Source organism: Archaeoglobus sp. (assembly GCF_017656475.1).
Taxonomy (GTDB): Archaea; Halobacteriota; Archaeoglobi; order Archaeoglobales; family Archaeoglobaceae; genus Archaeoglobus.
Window position 1 is genome coordinate 1 of record NZ_JACDNT010000021.1, and the last position, 19,851, is coordinate 19,851.

23 protein-coding genes are annotated in these 19,851 nt (G+C 45.1%); 2 read left to right on the forward strand and 21 right to left on the reverse strand.

All coding sequences use genetic code 11. From position 1 onward, the window contains the following. Window positions 1-289: 289 nt before the first annotated feature. The gene (locus H0Z19_RS07290) at window positions 290-757 is read left to right on the forward strand and encodes a hypothetical protein (RefSeq protein WP_290725290.1); all 468 of its coding nucleotides are present in this window, start codon (window positions 290-292) and stop codon (window positions 755-757) included. A 6-nt stretch (window positions 758-763) separates the two neighbouring features. Then, the gene (locus H0Z19_RS07295; protein ID WP_290725292.1) at window positions 764-1,048 is read left to right on the forward strand and encodes a hypothetical protein; all 285 of its coding nucleotides are present in this window, start codon (window positions 764-766) and stop codon (window positions 1,046-1,048) included. 68 nt (window positions 1,049-1,116) lie between these two features. Here the strand turns inward: H0Z19_RS07295 and H0Z19_RS07300 are convergent, their stop codons facing one another. From H0Z19_RS07300 to H0Z19_RS07400, 21 genes are all read right to left on the reverse strand, one after another. Continuing rightward, window positions 1,117-1,413: a hypothetical protein gene (locus H0Z19_RS07300; protein WP_290725294.1), complete on the reverse strand. Its 297-nt coding sequence runs from the start codon at window positions 1,411-1,413 to the stop codon at window positions 1,117-1,119. 7 nt (window positions 1,414-1,420) lie between these two features. Further along, window positions 1,421-2,140 carry a hypothetical protein gene (locus H0Z19_RS07305; RefSeq protein ID WP_290725296.1) on the reverse strand — a complete coding sequence of 240 codons (720 nt, stop codon included), beginning with the start codon at window positions 2,138-2,140 and terminating at the stop codon, window positions 1,421-1,423. A 9-nt stretch (window positions 2,141-2,149) separates the two neighbouring features. Further along, a complete protein-coding gene (locus H0Z19_RS07310; RefSeq protein WP_290725297.1) occupies window positions 2,150-3,637 on the reverse strand; it encodes a hypothetical protein in 1,488 nt (495 codons plus the stop codon). Then, a complete protein-coding gene (locus H0Z19_RS07315) occupies window positions 3,631-5,547 on the reverse strand; it encodes a phage tail tape measure protein (RefSeq protein WP_290725298.1) in 1,917 nt (638 codons plus the stop codon). The genes H0Z19_RS07310 and H0Z19_RS07315 overlap by 7 nt, the downstream gene beginning before the upstream one ends. After that, entirely contained in the window at window positions 5,537-5,812 is a 276-nt protein-coding gene (locus H0Z19_RS07320) for a hypothetical protein (RefSeq protein WP_290725301.1), read from the reverse strand. Before H0Z19_RS07320 ends, H0Z19_RS07315 begins: the two co-directional genes overlap by 11 nt. Next, window positions 5,809-6,078, reverse strand: a complete 270-nt coding sequence (locus H0Z19_RS07325) for a hypothetical protein (protein ID WP_290725304.1) — start codon at window positions 6,076-6,078, stop codon at window positions 5,809-5,811. Before H0Z19_RS07325 ends, H0Z19_RS07320 begins: the two co-directional genes overlap by 4 nt. A gap of 44 nt (window positions 6,079-6,122) precedes the next feature. Next, window positions 6,123-7,034: a phage tail tube protein gene (locus H0Z19_RS07330; RefSeq protein WP_290725306.1), complete on the reverse strand. Its 912-nt coding sequence runs from the start codon at window positions 7,032-7,034 to the stop codon at window positions 6,123-6,125. 2 nt (window positions 7,035-7,036) lie between these two features. Next, entirely contained in the window at window positions 7,037-7,474 is a 438-nt protein-coding gene (locus H0Z19_RS07335) for a hypothetical protein (protein WP_290725307.1), read from the reverse strand. After that, a complete protein-coding gene (locus H0Z19_RS07340) occupies window positions 7,471-8,073 on the reverse strand; it encodes a hypothetical protein (RefSeq protein WP_290725309.1) in 603 nt (200 codons plus the stop codon). Before H0Z19_RS07340 ends, H0Z19_RS07335 begins: the two co-directional genes overlap by 4 nt. A 58-nt stretch (window positions 8,074-8,131) precedes the next feature. After that, complete coding sequence (locus H0Z19_RS07345) at window positions 8,132-9,073, reverse strand: phage major capsid protein (RefSeq protein WP_290725310.1); 942 nt, start codon at window positions 9,071-9,073, stop codon at window positions 8,132-8,134. 3 nt (window positions 9,074-9,076) lie between these two features. After that, complete coding sequence (locus H0Z19_RS07350) at window positions 9,077-10,159, reverse strand: hypothetical protein (protein WP_290725311.1); 1,083 nt, start codon at window positions 10,157-10,159, stop codon at window positions 9,077-9,079. A 305-nt stretch (window positions 10,160-10,464) separates the two neighbouring features. After that, window positions 10,465-10,659, reverse strand: a complete 195-nt coding sequence (locus tag H0Z19_RS07355; protein ID WP_290725312.1) for a hypothetical protein — start codon at window positions 10,657-10,659, stop codon at window positions 10,465-10,467. Between the two features lie 5 nt (window positions 10,660-10,664). Then, on the reverse strand, window positions 10,665-10,997 hold the full coding sequence (locus tag H0Z19_RS07360) for an HK97-gp10 family putative phage morphogenesis protein (RefSeq protein WP_290725313.1): 333 nt from the start codon (window positions 10,995-10,997) through the stop codon (window positions 10,665-10,667). Further along, window positions 10,994-11,770 (reverse strand): phage minor head protein, encoded by a 777-nt coding sequence (locus tag H0Z19_RS07365; protein ID WP_290725314.1) that lies wholly within the window; start codon window positions 11,768-11,770, stop codon window positions 10,994-10,996. The genes H0Z19_RS07360 and H0Z19_RS07365 overlap by 4 nt, the downstream gene beginning before the upstream one ends. Beyond that, window positions 11,763-13,034: a phage portal protein gene (locus H0Z19_RS07370; protein WP_290725315.1), complete on the reverse strand. Its 1,272-nt coding sequence runs from the start codon at window positions 13,032-13,034 to the stop codon at window positions 11,763-11,765. Before H0Z19_RS07370 ends, H0Z19_RS07365 begins: the two co-directional genes overlap by 8 nt. Then, window positions 13,034-16,489 (reverse strand): DUF2341 domain-containing protein, encoded by a 3,456-nt coding sequence (locus H0Z19_RS07375; RefSeq protein ID WP_290725317.1) that lies wholly within the window; start codon window positions 16,487-16,489, stop codon window positions 13,034-13,036. Before H0Z19_RS07375 ends, H0Z19_RS07370 begins: the two co-directional genes overlap by 1 nt. 41 nt (window positions 16,490-16,530) lie before the next feature. After that, complete coding sequence (locus tag H0Z19_RS07380) at window positions 16,531-16,995, reverse strand: hypothetical protein (protein WP_290725318.1); 465 nt, start codon at window positions 16,993-16,995, stop codon at window positions 16,531-16,533. Window positions 16,996-17,012: 17 nt separating this feature from the next. Further along, window positions 17,013-17,300, reverse strand: coding sequence for a hypothetical protein (locus H0Z19_RS07385; RefSeq protein WP_290725320.1), 288 nt, complete (start codon window positions 17,298-17,300; stop codon window positions 17,013-17,015). A 4-nt stretch (window positions 17,301-17,304) separates the two neighbouring features. Further along, window positions 17,305-18,690: a PhoH family protein gene (locus H0Z19_RS07390; protein ID WP_290725323.1), complete on the reverse strand. Its 1,386-nt coding sequence runs from the start codon at window positions 18,688-18,690 to the stop codon at window positions 17,305-17,307. Then, on the reverse strand, window positions 18,687-19,154 hold the full coding sequence (locus tag H0Z19_RS07395; protein WP_290725325.1) for a helix-turn-helix domain-containing protein: 468 nt from the start codon (window positions 19,152-19,154) through the stop codon (window positions 18,687-18,689). Before H0Z19_RS07395 ends, H0Z19_RS07390 begins: the two co-directional genes overlap by 4 nt. Before the next feature lies 1 nt (window position 19,155). Continuing rightward, a complete protein-coding gene (locus H0Z19_RS07400) occupies window positions 19,156-19,851 on the reverse strand; it encodes a queuosine precursor transporter (RefSeq protein ID WP_290725327.1) in 696 nt (231 codons plus the stop codon).

The window sequence follows — 19,851 nt, forward strand, 5'->3', positions numbered from 1 at the left end:
AATGAGTGAAATGGGCATTACGGAGGAGTATTACACGTGGTGGTGGAGGTACATCTACACTGAAGAAAAGGAGGAGCGTGATGCCCGTGAGTGAACGAAATACTAAGGAAATATTCGGAAGAGGTGATAAAGGATGAAGATAGAAAGGAAGCAGGTAGTAGATATAGTAATATATATCCTCGCCGGGGCCGTGCTCGGTGAGCTAATCGTTGCAGGGATCGCAGTAATCAGCCGAGTATTAGCAGCGTAAGGATAGAAAAGTTTATAAAGGTTGAGAGCATAATAGATAGTGAAGAACACGGAGGTGGTGAAGATGGAGAAGTTGGAGGAAGTTAGGAAAGGGATGGCCGTCTTGGCCGAGAAGCAGAGCTGGATTAGGAAGGGCGTCGCTGAGGCCATGAAGGTCTTCGAGGAGACCGTTCTGGCAAAGAGGCCGGAGCGGTTTAGGTTTAGGTATAAGCTCGGAAAGAAGACAGTGGAGCCCACAATCGCTATGTACGACTACTATTACCTCCTGATTGACGAGGAAGGAGTGTATATCGAGTGCGACCATGCCCAGTGGGCCGAGACTAACCCGGACTACTACCATGCCACCGACGAAGAGACCCTCAAGGAAGTTCCCATCTACATCCTCAGAAACCTCGGCAGGGAGTTCGACAACATCCTCGACCAACTCGCTGAGGCCCTCAAGGAGGCCAACGAGAGCTACGGCGAGGCCGTCGAGAAGCTCAAGAAGCTCGCAGAGGCTCTGAGGTGAACAACAATGAGCACTGAACACATTACTATTGCGCTCACTGATGCTTTCTCCCTTCTCGATTTTTCCGAGCGCTTGCTCGACGAGATAGAGACTGCCCCGCTTAGCGAATTGCCTCGTATCGTTAGCCTGCTCAGGAAGAACCTCCGCGATGCAAAAGCGTTGATAAACGACGCCGAGGCCGAGTTTGATAGCATAGTTAAGGAGACCGAGCGGCGCGAGGTAGAAGATTTAGTTATATACGACGAATGGGCGGATAAAAACGAAGAACTACTGAAAAAAGAAATCAGCTAATCTCGCCCGGAAGTCCGCCCTTCCTCTTTTCCCTTCCCCTTGCGAGGGCGAGAATACCGCCGACGGCGTCACCATCTATTATCTTTATCTTCGTCATTTTTCTCCCTCCTTCCCAGTAAGGCGATAACTGCGAGGATGGCCGAGGTTATCACGGCGAGGTTTTCATGCGTGAGTGGCTTTTTTACGTCGCGTGGGTCGAAGAAATAGCCTTCTTTTATTTTTTCATCAATAAGGATAAAAATAATTATCCAAAGCGGAGAAAGAATAAATTTATACTTCAAAAGAAAAATAAAAACTAAAAACCCGACTACCCAGAACGGGAGCCGCTTTTTTAAGTTTTTCAAAGGAGCATACCTTTTAAGCATTAATCTATCAACTCCGGTTGAGATTTTTCCATACTACCTGACCGCAGAGGTAATTATTGTAACTATCTTCGCTATAAACAGTTATATCAGGGTTAGTAAAGGTCCCATTGCGGCTGTCCGTACCTCCTCCCCAGATTTCCAATTCGGCCTGATATGTCGTTTCATCTATCCTATGAAGGGTAAACGTACCTGTTGCTGTAACGGCTTCCTCTCCAGTGTCTATCTGCCTAAGCAGGGTTGCATTTTCCGAACCATCGAAAACCGACACTATATAGATGTATAAACTCCCTGCACCGCGCCCTAATGTCCATTTTAATTTTAACCCGATGAAGTTAGTGGCTGGGTCTCCAATTCCGAAGTAAAGTTTATTTTCAGTCGCAAAAGCAGATTGGTATCCCCATTCAGAGGTACTTATCTCTAAATCCCCGGTGATTGTCCAGAAATCATCTAAAGGCTCGGTAGGAACTAACTTCCCCGAGTATGTAGCCATATAATCCCCTGCAGTCCAGCCAGGAGCCGTCGTACTGTCATCATTTAAACATTGGTTCCCGAAGGCTATTTGAACATCCCCTTGTTCGGTTATCGCCATCCCGTCCGCTTCGGGGTTAAAAGCCGTGAATACTGCACCCTCGTTGGGAGGATTTACATCCTCTTTAATTGTATCTTCTTCCGGAGTCTCGCATAATGCTCCTTTTATTATCAACTCCGCAATTAGCCGCTTAGCCATTTTATCACCTCATTGGACGAAATAAATATTATTCCATCCTTTTTTTAGTGAATCCACTATAACTGTATAAAGAGCATCTCCATCGTCCGTTGTCCCTTCGCTTACTGGACTACATACATCACTATTTACTATTACTTTAAATGAAATCGGGCTCTCATCTCCGAACCAGCGGAGTTTTAACTCGGCCTCCTTAGGGGTAAAGTTATCAGGGATAAAGAAGTGCATAACGCTTAGGATGGTATATGTATCATCGCCTATGGTTATCGTCTTCGGCGTGCTCCCTCCGTAGTAAGCAGTATCGAGGTCTAAAATCTCATAAGCCGTAAGAAGGGTAGGGCTTTCGTTGTAGAACGTACTTGAGCTCGTCGCCGTTTCTATCTGTTTAATCTGTCTCTCTAAATAGTTCTTCAGGTTAATAAAACTCCTAATCGGCGTGGCCTCTAAAGTTATTTCTTTATCGCTTAGCTCAAGGGAAGAGATTATATACTCCTCGCTATCTATAGTTATAACGTTCCCGATGTCGATCAGATAGTTCTTCCATTTAGGCGGAATTCTCACGGATAGCTTATAATTTATCTGCTTATAAGTATCCAGATAAGCCTTAGCGAATAGTAGGGCCGTCTCTTTATCTCTAATTTGCATTATCGTAAACTTCTTGGCCTTAACTCCTTGCTGTGAAATTAGTTGTCCATCCTCAACGATGGCGATGGGTACTTTTCCCTCTCCATCGTTTCCTCCGATCACGATTATTCTATTATATGTATCTTCCCCGCTCTGGGATAACCTCTTTGAAGTTATTTCGCTTAGCTCAAACCTTCCAGAATTATCTCCGATGTGAACGCCGTAGTCATTATCTATCCAAAGAACTCTATTTAAAATCTCCGCTATCAGCTGTAAAGCCCTTAACCGGTTCTCATAATCGAACTTTAGGCTTATTTTAGTCGTAGGACACTCAATAAGAGTAAATGAAGTGTCTTTTAATATATCCCTCGCTATATTATCTGCTCTCTCTTGCATATATTCAAAAACACCATTTATCTCCCCAGTTTCAGAATCATACTGTATAAATATGTCATTTTCGAGGTAGTAATCTAAGCCCCTGCATTCTAATTTAATCTCCTTATCGGGCTTATTTTCTTCAATTTTAACTAATACGCCTCGGAAGAGCGTTATAGTCGTATCATCGTAAGGATTTGTTGATGTGATAACAACGGGCTTTAATATATCCTCCTCTGTTGCCGCATAAACATACGCCGTTAGCGTAGCCTCTGTTACTCCGTTTAAGTCTTTTCTTATCCTTATACTCTTAATTCCTTTTTCTTCACCGTCTAAGTAGAAGCGGAAGATAGGCGGCTTATATCGCTTACTTAGGATTTCTTGCAGGTTTAGTATACTCTCTTGCAAGGTTAAGCTATCACTTAGGATAGAGGAAAGATTAAAAGGGAGGGCTTCGGATAAAGTAATGTTTTCGGTGATAGAGGTGGTGTGATCTACCATTTAAGCTTCCTCCCCAGCCGCCTTTCTATTTCATCAGCGAGCCTGTCAATATCTCTGTCCTCTCTTATCGCTACACCTTCGAGGTTAATTATTATGCGGTGGCCTGTGGGTTGTACTCCTCTTACCGGCATAGGGGCCGGACGAGTTGCTATTTGTGGAGGTGTGATAAAGAAGGGCTTAATCTTTCTTGCCGTCTGAAGGCCAATTTCATAGCCTTCGCTTATGCTCCGCCCAATTTCGATGAAGACCTTGGACGGACTCCCTATTTTTAGCTTATCTTTTACTTCATCGATTGCGTTTCTAACTGGGTCGAGTAAAGAGCTTTTAATTACATTCCAGATGTTAGAAAGACCCTGCTTTATTCCATTTACGATTGACTGCCCTATATTTAATGCGTAATTAAATACCTCTGAGGCAAAGCTAGTTATTTTCTCTTTCATTATATTAAATGCCCAAACGAGAGCGTCCTTTACTGTCATAATTGCAGACTTTAACTTATCCCGTGCTCCTCCGACGTTAAAGACTAGTAAGGTAATGGCGGCGATTAGTGCTCCTATCGCCACGACAGGGAGACTTATCGCTCCTGCTACTGCGCCCAAAACAGGGATTAGTCCATTTAATACTCCTGTTAATCCAGATATTAACCCCCATAAGCTCGATATGACTTTAACTACTGTTACAAGTGGCCCAATAATTACTCCGAAAGCGGCCAAGGCTCCTATTACTTTAGATACTTCTGGGGGGAGTTTGGATAAGATTTCGAGCATTAACCTTAGTGCCTCTATAATATTAGAAAGTCCTTCTTTCAATCCATCTGTGAAAGTTTTTATCTGTTCCTGTGTTTTTTCATCCGTAAGGAACTCTTGTAACTTATTCGCAAAATCTAACACTACTGGGGCGAGTTGTTCACCTATTGTAATCATAATATCTTGGAGTTGAGCTTTTAACTTATTTATCTGCTCTCTGAAGCTCTCCATTTGTGTTTTAGCTACTTGGTCAGTTATTCCCCCTGCATTCTTTATTTCCTTGGTAAATTGTCTTAAAGCTGGGACTCCTTGGTCCATTAATGCTAAAACTGCCGTTCCAGCCCTAACACCGAAAATCTGCATAATATCGGATGCTGTGGCCCCGTGTTCTTTTAGCTTCTGCAAAATATCTGCAAGTGAGTTGGTTTTTGGATTTATATCCTCTACCGTAAGCCCAAGCCTTGCGAGTGCTTCCTTTGCTGAGCTGGTCGGGTCAAGTAGTTGAGCGATAACCTGTCTGAGATAAGTTCCTGCTTGACTTGCCTTTATACCTGCGTTAGAAAGCAATCCCACGGCGGCGCTCATTTCCTCTATTGACCAGCCGGCGGCATGAGCAGAAGGTGCGAGATATTTCATAGCTTCACCGAGCTGTTGCAGGTTCGTATTGCTCTTCGTCACGGTTGCGATAAGTACGTCGTTGATGTGTGTGAGGTCTTCAACCGATTTGCCAAATGCTGTCATTATATCCGTCGCTATATCTGTTGCTTCGGCCATATCGAGTGCGCCAGCTTTTGCGAGCTTAGCAACTGCAGGCATAGCTTTTAGAGATTCAGCCGCTGAAAGACCAGCTGAGGCGAGGTAGTAGTATGAACGTGCCGCCTCCTCATGACTTATACCCAGCTCTTTTGCCACATCTCTTGCCGTTTTTGCTAATTTTTCCCGCATTGCTTCATCGACATTACCCATGATAGCAATACTTTTCTGTAAAGCATCATCAAAGCTGGCAAAAGCATCTATTGTCTGCTTAATTGCTAATGCACTTAACGCTGAGCCTGCCGCTATTGCTGCAGTCTTAAGCGTGGATAGATTTTTTGTTATTTTCTTTATAGATGCCGATGCTTCGTCTTGGGCCGCGATAATAACTTTTAATATTTCATTTGCCATCTCTCTCGCCTTCTATCTCTTTTAAATCATAAACCGTCTTATCTCTCCCGTTATTATTACTCTCCGCTTCACTGATTACATCGATTAAAGCTAAGAATTCTTGCATTTCAGAATAAGACCAGTTTAGAACTTCAACCGGAGAAATACCGAAGTATTTGGCAATTATAACCGCTTGCAACTTTAGAGAAATAGTAAACGCGTCTGAGTTAGAGCCGACAAAAAAATAAGGCTTATTTTTCAAAAGCTGTCGTGCGATTAATTTCACTTTTTTTCCTGCTTGTCCTCGAAGAGGCTCTGCAGATAAGCGTTCGCCTTCTCGTTCAAGATTTGAAGCTCGCTCCATTTCAGCCTCTTTACTTCTTCCTCCGGGACGCCGAAAATTAGATTAATAAGTTCAACAATCATATCCGCCTTAGAGATCCCAGCTTTTACTTCCCCATTGTCGTCCATATATTTCTCCGTGAACTTTAGCAACTGGTACCCGGTCGGCTCCTTAGCTATATACTTCTTTCCATTAATCTCTACTTCCATTTTACTCACCTCATTTATATTATTATAAAAAGAAATAATAAAAGTCAAGTCCTCGGGTATGAAGCGATTGTATTTGTTAGCTCCACATAAGCCGAGCCGTTCGCTCCATCATCCAGCCCGATTATCTCCACCTCTTCAACAAGCAATTGCTTTCCTACATCAGTTGATTTCGCCCTTGAAGTGATCACTCCAGCTGGGATATGCACGACTATACTATGCCCGTCTGCGTTCTGGAAAGTTACTTCCAATGCCTTTGTAGTGCCAGCGAGGAAGTCTTGGATAAAAGTTACATCGTCCACAAGCACGTCGAGCTTAGCCGTCGCCTTAAAGTTGCCTTCTGGGATGGCAGACCGCCCGACGTCGCTGTTTAGATAAAAGCCGTCCTCTGCTAAATCTCTTTCAAAAGTAAGAGTAATTGCCCCAATGCCATACTCATTTCCTCCCCACGTGATTGAGGAGGAAGTAACTTTCATGGTCTTAGATAAGGTATAACTACCTTCGCTTTCACCTGAAACTCTTTCTCCTTCTTTCGCAATAACCTCGACGCTTACCTCGAACTCTCCACTTGCGTTAGCGGAGATTTCTATACTCTTTACCTTACAGCCAGAATATTTTTCCTGAATACTGCCGATGTTCTTGATTATCTCGAATTCGGGGATGTCCTTCTCTTTCACCGTAAACGTATGAGCATAAGTCCCATCTCCATTATCGCTCGAAGATACCTCGCCGAAAAAGGCATAGAGCAGTTCGTCGAGGCCGTCCTCTGGCTTAAGCGGGATTGTTATACTCCCTGATGGAGCCACTTTTGCGTCTTTAAGCTCTATCGGGTGGACGGAGTGAATGTAATACTCTTCTTTTAAATCTTTCTCGATAGTTAAGTCGTCTTCTTTCGCTATCAGGCCGATGTAGGTGCCGCCACCGCTTATATTTCCTATCTTAATCCATTGATTTGCCATTTTCAACCCTCCTTATAAATTTTAAAACTAAAATCACGCCTTAAAATTCCTACTTCCTCTAGATAATTTCTATCTCTGATTTCAGCGAGTCTTAGATAAATATCATTACTTGTAAGCCCGTCTTTATTCTGCTCGGCCAGCTTAATTATCTGGTTGGTTACTTCCTCTCTTACTTCCTCAGCTGAGTAATTATCGCTTCTCAGCTTCAGGTAAAGGCTAACATCGATTTCGTAGAGGTTTATATAGATATTCCAGCCGATGTCCGCCGGGTCTATTGCCTGCCGTAGACCTCGGATAATAAGGGCGGGTGTTTTAAAGCGGGCCCTTCCCTCCGTAACGTCTTCTTCGTAATAGATATTAATATTCTCTTGAGAATTATACTTGTTCGTATAAACGATATCTTGAAGTAATTCTTTCAACTTCGCCCGATAGTCAGTCATAGCTCTACACTCCGCATCGCTTTAATATTCATCAATGTTTGCAACTTAAGCTTGTACACCTCCAAGAACTTAGTTTCTTGCTTCTTTACTATCAGCTCGTTAGCCCCGAGGTCGGTTATTGCTACCGTGTCCGGGTTCTGCAGTCTCAGCGTAAGGATATGAGCGGTCAGTAAGTTCACCAAGTCGTCTATATCTTCTTTTTTTACCCATTCTGGGATATAAGCGTAAGTTACAAACACTCGCTCCCCGTTCGTCGGGGCTTCAGCTAACTTAATCAGCCCGTAATACGGGTTAATTTGGTCAACGGCAAGCTCCCGCCACATATTGAAGCTTTCAACCGGGTTTAGAGCCTCTACTTTTATATCATTAGCCGTTACTTGTCCATCCCCATCGATATCGGCGAGAGGATATGATATTGTCTGATAAACTGTTCTGTCACCTCCTATCTGCCGTGGCTGTTCTTTTGTAACTCTTATTTGTATCGTATTTAAAACGATGCGGTTGGCCAACTGCATTACCTGAGTAATGTCTTCATCGCTTATGTCCTCACTCGTAAGCCCTGTTAGCGCCCTGATACTTAATATATCGCCGTAAAGCATTACTGCCCCTCCCTTTTTACTATATTATAATAATATATTAAAGAAAGACCCGCCGCTATCATGCGGACGGGTTCACGACCTGAGCGATACCGATAGCCTCTGCGGTAGTGTCCCCGTCGAGGTCAGCCTTGACGACGTCAACACCCCAATAGGCGTTGAAGACTTCCTTGTAAAGGTCGTACTCCGGCTCGTACTTCTCGCTGAACTTAGCAGGCATGCCCCTCGCTTCGACGACCGCGACGCTGGAGTCGAGGACGACAGCGACGACCTCGTTAGCAGTATCGCTGACGTCAGGGGCGAACGGAGTAACTATGACCTTAAGGCCGTAAACGCTCTTAAGGTTGCCGTCATCATCGACCTGTATGACCTTCCTGTTAAGTCCGCTCTCGTACTCGGCTATCAACTGCTGGGCGACGTCGTAGCCGATGACAAGAGTGTCTGGGTTCCAGCCCTTCTTTCTGAGGCCGTCCCTCGCATCCTTTATCTTGTCGTAAACGTCGTCGAGGTCGCCGGCGGTGGCAAGGGCGGCTTTATAAGCCGGAGTATAGGTAGTACCGGTCGCCGCTCCAAGGTCGAGCTTCTCGACGATTATCTCGTCCATCTTGTCAGCCCAACCGAGGGCGATGGAGTTCACAATCTGAGCCTGCAGGTCAACGCTGGCCTCATAAAGACTCTCCGCAGTAACCGGGACGGTAACGCTATACCTGTTGATGGTAACGGTAGAAGCGAACGGCTTATAAGCCCCTGCCTCGTTAGCCGCGCCCTCGGCAGTCTGGGCAACGCTTATCTTCGGGAAGACGCGAACCTTAACGGTATCGCCGTCTCCCTTCGTGAGGTCTTCCTGGCTCGCGGCGATAACGCCAGCCAGCTTTCTCCCCTTGGTCGCCTCCTCTACTATAAGCTTAGCAAAGACCTCGCTCTTTATAATGGCGCTTATATCACTAGTGGTGGTGTTAGCGAGCTCCTCAAACTCTTTCTGAAGCTTGGCAACATCAACCATTTTTCAATCCCTCCTTATCTCCTTCATCTTCTTTCTAAGCATGGCTTCATACGCCTTAGCCGGGTCAACCGGCTCTTCCTCGGGCGAAACAACCAAAGACTTACGCCCGGAAAGCGGAACCTTTATATTCTTCACGAATTCGAGCAGTTCCCTCAGCTCGGCAAGGTTTTTCCCCTCACCGTCGAAATCTGGGTTATATTTCCTCAGCTCGGTGATAATTGCCTCGCGCTCTGCCCGCTCGTATTCTTTTACCTTGGCTTCAAGCTCTGCCTTTGTTTTTTCCAGCTCTTCGAGCTTGGCCTTAAGCACGGCTATTTCCTCGTCCTTCTCGGCGAGGAGCTTCTCATAGTGAGCAAGCTCATTATCGCTCACTGTTTCCGCCCCGTAATATTCTTCCGCCTGTTCCTGCGCCTCTGCCTCCTGCTCTGCCTGCTCGGCCTCAGCCGGTTCGGGCTGGGCTTCGAACTCAAGCTTATCCTCTTCCTCCATCCACATCACCTCGATTACTTCACCGTCATCAGAAAACGTTACTTGAGGAGGGACTTTGTCAAACTCTTTATAGTGGGCGGCGAGGTGGTTATAAACCGCTCTCTTGTCGCCGGCTGGGATATCTACGCCTCCTCTCGCTCCGAGCAGTGCAGCCATTGCGGCTCTAACGCCGTTCCAAACGACAGCATGGTCGCCCGGCCTGTGGTGAGGCAGTTTGAGGTCGGTGAACCGCTCGGGCGGGTTCTCCGGCGCCCATGCGTAGTGGCCAGCTATTGAGCGCTTTTCCTCGTCGCCCAGCTCGCCCCAACTCTTGTCCGTGAAATCGCCGAGGCTTGGCTTACTCCAGCTCGCTTCTGCATCTTTACCATAACGCCACGGATGCTTAGGAACTACGCCCATTTCAACCTCCTCTTTTTCTTCTTCTTTTAATCCAATCCCACAGCCCTTATCCGGGCCGCAGGCCCCTCTATCGACGAGGGAAGCCTTATCTATCTCTAACTCCCTCGCTATTTTCTTGCCTTTTTCATCTTGGTCTATCGTCACCCAGACTTCCACGCTGACTTCGGGGACTAAGCCTGCTTGAAGCCTGTTCTTCACGTAGCCGAGCGCGGCCTCGCCTTTCGCTGTCTCCAAGTTGATGACAGGGATCGCTCTCAGCCTGCCGTCTTCAACGCGTGGGCTTTCCCACCAGCCGACTTCATCTTCTACGTCCCTGCTATGGTTGAGCGTCAGCGGGAAAGCTTCAGGGAATTTCGCCTTTTCAATTTCTTCACGCAGGAAGAGAATGCCGTTGTGCTCTCCCTCAGTAAGGATGGTTGAAAGCGGCAGGCGGACTATACTTCCATCTCTCTGCAGTTCACCCTTTTCTATTCTCTGTGCGAAGATAAGTTTTTGCTTCGTCGTTACCTATCCCCCCTTATAATTTCTTCTCTCATTACCCGTATTTCCTCCTTAAGGTCGCGAAAGGACTCGTTCAGTCTGTCGAGTGCATCGCTAAGCTTACTCATTGTCTCTAAGTTTGCCTTGTACATCAAAAACATCAAAACTAAAGCTCCTCCTGCGATACCGTACTGTGCGATTATTTCCTCTACTACCATTTAAATCACCTGATAAAGGCACTTATTCCTTTCATCTTTACTAAATTAACCACCCTCCTCGCCGCTGGGCGAAGATAGGGTTTAGCAGTCATTTTCCTCGTACCAAACTCGACGTAGGGCGCGTAGTGGACGTTAGTGCCGACATAACAAACGCCCTTCCTTATCTTTCCCGTATGAATCGATGCCCTCAGACGGCCCGTCCTCACCGGGCAGAGCCTCTTAGCTTCACCCTCGATAAGGAAAGCTATCCGTTCAACTGCCTTATTTATGTCTTCTTCCATATCTACTTTTTTCATGATTTTATCAAAGTTAATTAGAAAGATGCCTGTGCCTGTCATGATAAAAGCCTCCCGTATCGCTCCCAGATAGCGATAATCTCTTTAAATGCTTCCTTAAACGTAGAAAGCAAATGCTTGGCGTAAGCCGCTTCAATTGACTTTACTCTAAGCTCCTTCCGCTTCGGCTTGATATATTTCTTTTCATCGTCGTATTTTCCTTTCTTTAGCCCTGCTAAACTTCGGTCTATGATAGGAATAGCTGTGCATCTACAATTTGGGTGAGCTGGAGGCATTAATACTCCATTGCGAAAAGGCTTTTCTAATGAGGCTTGGTCTCCATCCATTGCCGCACATTCAGGGCAAGTCCTATCATCAAAAGCAGTAACCCACTCTTTACCTACCACTACGCCGCTCTTTTTCCACGCCTCATATCTACCAAAATTACTTGCTCTTATAACTTCCGTTCTCGCTATCGTATTAAGCCTCCATTTTCGAGTATTAAAAACTTGCTTTAGATCGTTAGCTACCTCGCGCATACTCTTTCCGTTAATAATCCCATCTCGTACCACTCGCTTTATCTCCTTCTTCAAATCCTCGCTTACGCCTTTAATGAGGTCGAACTGGTAGCCATCTAAAAAGTCAAGTGCGTGGATGTCTGGAGGGATATCAAAGTTTATACCAACTGATTTTAAGTCCTTATTCCCCAGCTCGTTGCCTTTTTCATATGCTCGCCGGATATACTCCTCACTACCTTCGTATGCCTTATCGAACGCATCATCTATCGCTAACTCTATCTGCTGTAAAATATAGTCAAGCTCTTCCTCTCTAACCATGCGCGTAACGCCCTCCTCTCAGTCGGGGCCCGAAGGGAGCGGCTTCTTCCTCGAACTCGGGTAAAGGCTCTAATCCAAGGAGCTCGCGGGCCTCATTCACGCCGATTATTCCGTCATTAATAAGCAAATCTATCGCCCTTGCTTTTGTGGCTAAAATATCAGCTTCGCTCTTTTCATCAGCGTAAATTTCGTTCCAGACGATTTCATAGCCCACGTTCACCCCCTCGACGGCTAACTCCCAGTCAAGCAGGCGCTTAATGATAGGCGTAAACCTAACCTGTAGGTCGCGAAGGTCGGAGTAGTAGTCGCGCAGGTTCGTCTCGCTCGTGCTCAGCGTCCCGGCCCCTGCTCCGAGCAAAACCGTATAAGGAACGCCAACTCCGCCCGCTATCTGATAGATGAGATGCTCGGAGTAGGGCTTTATATCGAGAGCCTTCCCCCCTTCCTTTACATCAACTTCTACCATTTCCGGAGTTACGAACCGCCCTACGTCTTCCATCTTAGCGAACGCTTTAGCCCACTCATCCAGTAACTGCTGGGTGACGCCGTCTCCCTTTAGCGTTGCTGTTATAATCTGGCTTATCACCTTTTTCGGGATTCTCCCGGCTGATTTGTCCAGCGTTATCTTTGCTTCAACTACATGTAGCATCGGCTCTATAACGCCGACTGGTCTTCTTCCGTCGGCCAACGTATCGTATTTAAACTCAATAATGCGGCTCGGATGAAGCTTAATTACTCGGTTAGGCATAGCTTTAATTTCCTGCTGGTAGTAGAGTATTTCGCCGTAGTCTTCTTTATTAGGATCTGCCTGATAAACAGGGAAAATCGTTTTCGGGTCGATTAATTCGAGGCTAATAATCCTCGTCTGAGGCGGCTCCTCACTTGCAGGATTAGTATCATTCTCATAGACTATTTCGAGGTAGCCAACGCCGTAAATCATGGCGTTCTTAAGCAGGTCGATAAGCTTATTCTTTAAGTCCGTCCTCTTTTCGAGTTCGGCGAAAATCTCTTTTACTCTTTCGTCCTCGCTCTCTATCCTTAGCCAGCGCTCAAATACATCGTGTGAGCGTTTAAGTATGCCTTTTCGGGTGAGCGGCTCGCTTAGATAAGCGTTCTCACATAGAACCATTAGCTCCGGGCTTAGCCTGCTTATAGCAGTAGATAAGATAGTCTGCTTTATATCTGATGTCTGTGATTTTCTTAACTCAACAGGTGGATTTAGGGCTTGCTTCCGCTTAAATAATCTTCTTAAATTCAGCTTCATTATAATTCCTCCTCTGTCTTAATTAAAGAATAAAGCAACTTTGAAAGGACGATTAATGAGTAAAGCGTCCTCTCCTCATGAGGGATAAGGCCTAGATAGGAAATGACTTTTTCATCTATCTTTAGTAGGGATAAAATCTTTACTTTCGTATCTCTCTTAACGTTCTCGCTTAGCAATATATCTGTAATCAGCGAGGCGACTAAGCTTAATTTACTTAGCTCGGAAATAGTAATGCCGTCCTTATAGATAATACTTAAGCTCTTAGCTAAGTCCTCGCTTAAAGCGATAGTAGAGGACAATGCTAATTCCAAGCGGTTTATCTGTTTTTCCGATAAGTTTAAGGCTTCCTTTTTCTGCATAAGAGCTGAGTATAAGTAGTTGGCTATCTCATTAAGAGCTATTACCTCACTTAATAGTGCGATTAATACTCTCTTAATCTCGGCACTCTCACTTAGATCAACTTCCTCTTTTAGTTTAATGTTAATATCATGAATCGCTTTTTCAAGGGTAAAGAGGCTATCCTTCGGGTTTATACCGACAAGCAGGTTTAACTGCTCGCTTATCGAGATTATGTCACTAATCGCCTGCTCAAATAAAAAGCCAGCGTTGAAGTTCTCTTGTAAGCCTATATTTTCTTGTAACAGCTCGTAAAAGGTTGATGAGTAGTATACGAGCTCGTTTAAAGTAAGAGCATCATCGAGGGAGAGACTGATTTTATCTTTTTTACTCTCACTTAGACTAATCGAGCTAAGTATAGTATTATACAAATCAGCCTGCTTATCTATCGTTTCGTATAATGGTATATCATCGCTTAAAAGGTTAAGCAACTCTACTTGCTTAATTATATCTTCATTTAATAAAACATTATCGCTTAAGAGCTTGATTAGGATAGAGTGATAATGTGAATTATCAATCAGAATTAATATTTCTTTTGAAGAGAGGCTTAAATCTCTTTTATCAGCATGGCTTAATTGTATTTCATCTGAAAGAGAGATAGTATGCTCTATTCCTGCTTGAGTTTCTTCACTCTCCACGCTGACCGAAGGCTCCTGCTCGGCATACTTTCTGACAAATACCGTATCAACATACAATGGCCCGGTATATGAACCCCATGGCTGGAACCCAATATAAAGTTCCTGGTCTGGCAGATATGATGAATTCGTAACACAATTAGTGCCATCCTGGCATAGTGACGATTCGTTCGGCCCAAATTTCAACTCGTACCAATGGAACTCGTCTGGCGTTGTCAATTGTATCGTGACCTTATTGTCAGCAGTACTGTTACGATTGTACAATCCATAACTAGTACCATCGTCACGCAAAAGTACATATATCTGCGGTGAATCGAACTTATCCCCGTACCCAATATTGTACTTCCGCCCGTCCATCTTCAACCTGAAATGCAGAGTGCTATTACCGAACGTATCTTTAGTCTTAATGTAACCGTTCCCACTATCTATTTTTACAATACCATCGCTTATTGTTACTGTTCCAGCGCTGTCCCATTTTGTAGTGTCCAATGCTCCGCTGTCAAAATCGTCATAAAACTCGAATACTGCTTCACCGTCACTCTTGCTCTCGGCATTAGGATTGCCGTAGTACAAGTACAAGTCAACACTACCATTAGCCGGCACACTTGAAACCTTAACCCAAATCTCTGCAATGCTTTCACTCGCCTTGTTAACTTCTTCAACATAATACGGCATCTCAGTCTGACCATCACTTGAGTAGAATCTTAAATCTCTTCCATCATTTGTGACAACATTGTAACCTGCCAATATTACTGGAATTTGGAAGTCTGTCAATTCAGTACTGTTGGGATTGGTTATCGTGATTTCTCTCATGTAAGCCCAGCCTTGCAGGTCAGAGGACTGCTCTGGACCAACCGAAATTTCTGGGTCCTGTTCCGCTATTTTTCTAACATAAATGTAGTCAGCGATTGACTGTCCAGTCTCACTATGTGTGTGTCCGCCAATTCCAACATATAGGTCTTCGGTCGGGTAGTTCTGGTCTAATGAAGCCACAAGCTCGCCATCAACGTAAAACTTTGAATAGTCTGCATATCTGCGAATTTCATATATGTGATACTCTGACTGGTCAACACCAAGATTTTCGGTTTCATCCCTGTTCGTACCATCGTCAGTCTGCCTACCCTGCACATAATCGTTTGCCGCATGAATCTTTCCTATCGTGATTCCATGCCCTTGATATGAGTCATCGACAATATCTGGTGCTGGAGAACCTTTATTACCATAACCAAAACCAGGATAGTCGAGCGTCACGGAAGAGGCGCGCCACTTGCATACCAACGCCATCATAGTGCTAAACTGATCTTTGGAGTATATTGATGTACTGTACGAACTGATGTCTATTGACACTTGGCTAACTTTGTATATTGTGTGGTCTGACCTACCAAAGAATATCTCGCCATTATAGTAAACAAGCCCTTCAGCCTCGTAACCATCTGGCAGAGAAGCTGACGCAACCATCGAAATCGTGCCATCGGCATTCAACTTTAACTTGAACACTTTAGTACTTGAGCCGTCACCGTCTCCAACCAGGTAATACACATGCCCGTTGTGATAATCCAAGCCTTGTGACGTTCCCAAACTTGAGTGTGACCATTCATTCCCTGTCGAACTCCAAGTACCATCGTCATTTATCACATACTCACCAATCTTGAAATTACCCGAACTGTCAGAAGTGAACAGTAATATCTTGTTGTCGCCCTCGTAAGCCACCAAAGCCCCTCTGTTATAACCTTCCCCGGAAAAATCCCATTCGCGCAACTTCTGCCCATCTTTGCTTATTTCCCATACAACTGGCGTCTCGTCCCCACCAGATGAGAACAATATTGTGCCTCTATCCCATCTGTAATCTCCTCCAGCCGCATGAGGCGGACCGTCGAACGACGCCACGACATTTCCGCTTGAATCTATCTTATAAATTGTACCATTAACTCCTGTCCCATTGTTATGGCCCCAATACCAGTACTCACCATCAAAAGCCAACCCTTGGTCTCCATCGCTCGTCGTTAGTACTGTATCAACGAGAGCCTTCACCGTACCATCGCCGATAATATCCCATTTTTCAGAATCTATAGGAACACCGAAGTCGTCAAAGAACTCGAACACTGCCTCGCCATCACTCTTGCTCTCAGCGTTAGGATTACCATAGTAAACTTTAATTGTAGTGCTGCCTCCAGCTGGGATGCTTGGTACTTTTATCCACGTCTTAATATATGGTTGTGATGGCCACTTTTTAATCCAATAAGGGAGTAACGTCTCTCCATCATCGGCAGTAAACCTTATATCACTCCCGTCAGCATTAGCTTTAGCAAAATCAAAGTTAGAGGAGTTAAGCTCTATCCTAACCTGATAATCAGTAAGCGTGCTCCCCGACTGCTCAGTTATCGTAATTCCTCGCCTATGTGTCCAGCCGCTTAGCCATCCCATTGAAAACTTCCTCCTTAAAAATTAAATTAAAAATAAAAGCTTCACTGGACTATAATCTGCCACGTAACGCTTAGCGTATCCCCGGCGTCCCAGTCAAGGTTTTTAGCCGCTTGAACTGTCCTGCTAAGCATAGTCCCGCCCGTGTCCGCATTAAATAGGCCATACTCCGTAATAGCCGAACTGCCGCTAAGCCCATCCGTAGAGCTAAACGACGCCTCGAACTGAGCCGTATCATCGGTTACGTTTGTCGTAACGCTAGTAACAGTTGCCGCCTTTCTCTTTACTTCCGCTTCCAAAGCCGTATCGGTAGCCGCCTCTGATGTAGTCCCTGTCCCAATAGCGATATAGCCGAAAGCCGTCCCCCCAAGCCCAGAACCTATGAGCTTCGCTACTTCCGCCTTCCCGGCGTTCACTATTAAGTTATCAAACTCTTCCTCTATCACTTCGCCGGTTTTCGCTTTGCAAATCTTTATTTTTACTTTCCCTTTCAAACCAAGCTTATCCATCTCAAAACCCTCCTTATTTACTCAAACAATTCATAAATCACCAAAACATCCGTATTCCCATACCAAACAGCTCCATCTGCAAAAACTGCCTTTGCCTGAACCCGATAGATCCCTGCTTGGTCTAAGTCTCCACTTTGAATAATATATTCTATCTTCGTGCCGTTTGCCGTGCCTACCCATTCCACTTGCGAGCCGTCGGGCTTCTTAACCAAAAGACTAACCTGCATAGTGTCCGATAAGTCCTGTCCAGTCTCGACTGTAAGCTTTACTCCCGTCGTGCCTACATACCATTTAGTCTCTACCATTCCCTCACCTCAAAAAAATACTTGGTGGTCTTAAAATCTCTCTTCTTCCCGCTCTCGTAACGGCTAATGCTAAGCTATCGGCGTAATCCGGGCTTTTCGGTGGGTCGATAATTTTAATCTTATCCTTACTTGTATAGTCCTGCTTTATCGCTGATAAATCACGAATTAACTTCGAATGGTCGGGAATCGAGATAATTCCCTCCTTACTGGGGTCGAAATAATCCCTCAGCTCGTAGTAAATTTGAGCTTTTAAGTTAAGGAAAAGAGCTTTCGCTTCATTATTCGTAGGTGAGGCCCCGAATTTAACGGGATTAACTTTTACTCCTTCCTCTCTTAAAAGGTCGGTTACTCCTCCGCCTACGCCTGTGTCATCGACGTTTATTACTTTAGCGTTATATTTTTCATAAAGCCGCTTTGCTCTCCTCGCCGTCCAAGTCGTTTCCTTCCCTTGAGCCGAGATAATATCGAAAACTTTTATAGCGTTCCCTTTCTGCCCGATAATAGTAATAACGGTTTCATCCTCACCCATGCGGGCAACATCAACGCCTATCCGTATTTCAACGTCTGGGTCTTCGGGCTTAAAGTCGAGCTTTACTTGAGTTGCTTTCTCTATCCAATGGAGCGGAATAAGAGCGTTGCTTATCACGTCGGGGAACTCGCCGAGCACACGGACTTTATATAAAACGCTATCTATACCCCACTCCTTCCTTCTCTCCTCTATCCACTCCTTACTCACACGAGGAGAATCAAGGCATGATAAGTGGAACGTCGCCCATAAGTCCCTATTTTTGTGGAAAGCGTTATAGAAATAGCCTTCGGGCTTGGTTGGGTTCCCGATAAGGAGCATCTTCGCCTCTGTCGTCTGGCTTCCTTCTATAGCCTCATAAATTTCGTCCTTCACACCTGAGGCCTCATCGATAATAAAGAAGAGATAAGGAGCGTGGAAGCCCTGCATATTCTCCGGTCTATCACTTGAACGCCCGGTTATATACCACTCCTGAATTCTATTCCCGGTAGCGTCCTTCATATAAATTTCCGTATCGAGAATTTCGAAATTATCACGGAGGAGAGGAGGAACTTTTCTTAAAGCAGAATGAATTTCCGACCATAATATTTTCCTTACCTGTTGCCAAGTCGGGGCGGTGGTGATAACCTTCGAGTAGGGGTGAGTGACAAAAAACCATATCGCCGCCCTTGCCGCTAACCACGTTTTACCTACACCGTGTCCGCTCCTAACGGCTACCTTCTTGTGCTTGGCTATCGCTCTTAAGACGTCAGCTTGGAGAGGGTCGGGCTTCTCACCAAAAAAGTCCGCAATAAAGAGGATAGGATCTCTTTGCCACTCGGCCAGCAAATCGACAAAATCAACGCCTTTATTTATCGCCATCATCCCCTCTCCTCCTCGCCTTCTCCTAAAGCCTGTTTTCTCCTCTTCATAAGCTCCTCGTGAAGGGAGGCGATTGAAAGATTAACATTCACATTAACGTTAGTTTCCTCTCTAAATTCGCCCTCTAATTCTAACTGATAGCGGAGGAGAGCTATTAAATCGGAAAGGGAACGGGCTTTAAGCTTTCCCTCTTTTAGTTGTTTAACTGCTGTTAAAATAGCAGCTTTTACTATCTTCCGTTGGTCTTCCTTTATTTTCTCGATATAGTCTTTTGTCTCATTAACGATACGGTTAAGCGTTGCCTTTTCTATCTCTTCCCAGTAATATTTTTTCTTCCATCGCCGTATCGTGCTCTCGTGGACGCCGATGATTTTAGCAGTCTGGGTAGGGCTGTGGTTGGTAGCCCAAATCTGGTAAGCTTTTAATACCTTTGCGGGCATCTGTTGGAGCAGTTCCTCCGCTTCCATATCACTCCTTCCGTTCTCTTTTCATCAGCCTGACTCCAAGATAACAGAACGGAGTATCAAGGAGTGCAATCATCACTTTCGCTATATACTGGCCTTTAATCATACCAATCAAGATGGCAAGAGGAACTGTGCCATAAAAGGCCAGTGTGATAAATATCACCGTGTCGAGCAGTTGGCTCACCATCGTGCTTAGGTTGTTCCTCAGCCAGAGGTATTTGCCACCTGTCTTTTCCTTCCAAAAGTGGAAAGCCCACACATCGTGGTTCTGGCTAATCAAGTAACTAATCGTGGAAGCAAAGACTATTCTCGGAGCTTGGCCCAATACTTTAGTATAGGCATCTTGGAATTCGGCGGGAATGAAAGGAGCGGGCGCCCACTTAACACTAAGCCAAATCGCCAACACACCAAGGACATTAGCCACGAAACCAGTCAGGACAGTCTTATGGCCCAACTTTCTCCCATAAACTTCATCTATGATATCGGTGAGCAGATACGTGCTACTATAAACAAGGACGGCAGCAGGGACGACAAAGTTGCCAATCATAATAAGCTTTGCTGCTATGATGTTTGCCACTATCGTTAGCCCCGCATATAGGCCTACGAATGCTTCTTTTCCCAGCTTCCTTGCTGTTACTACCCCAGCAGTAACGCTTCCAAGTGTCAATAAAGCCCAGAGTATAAACAAACCCCACTGCAT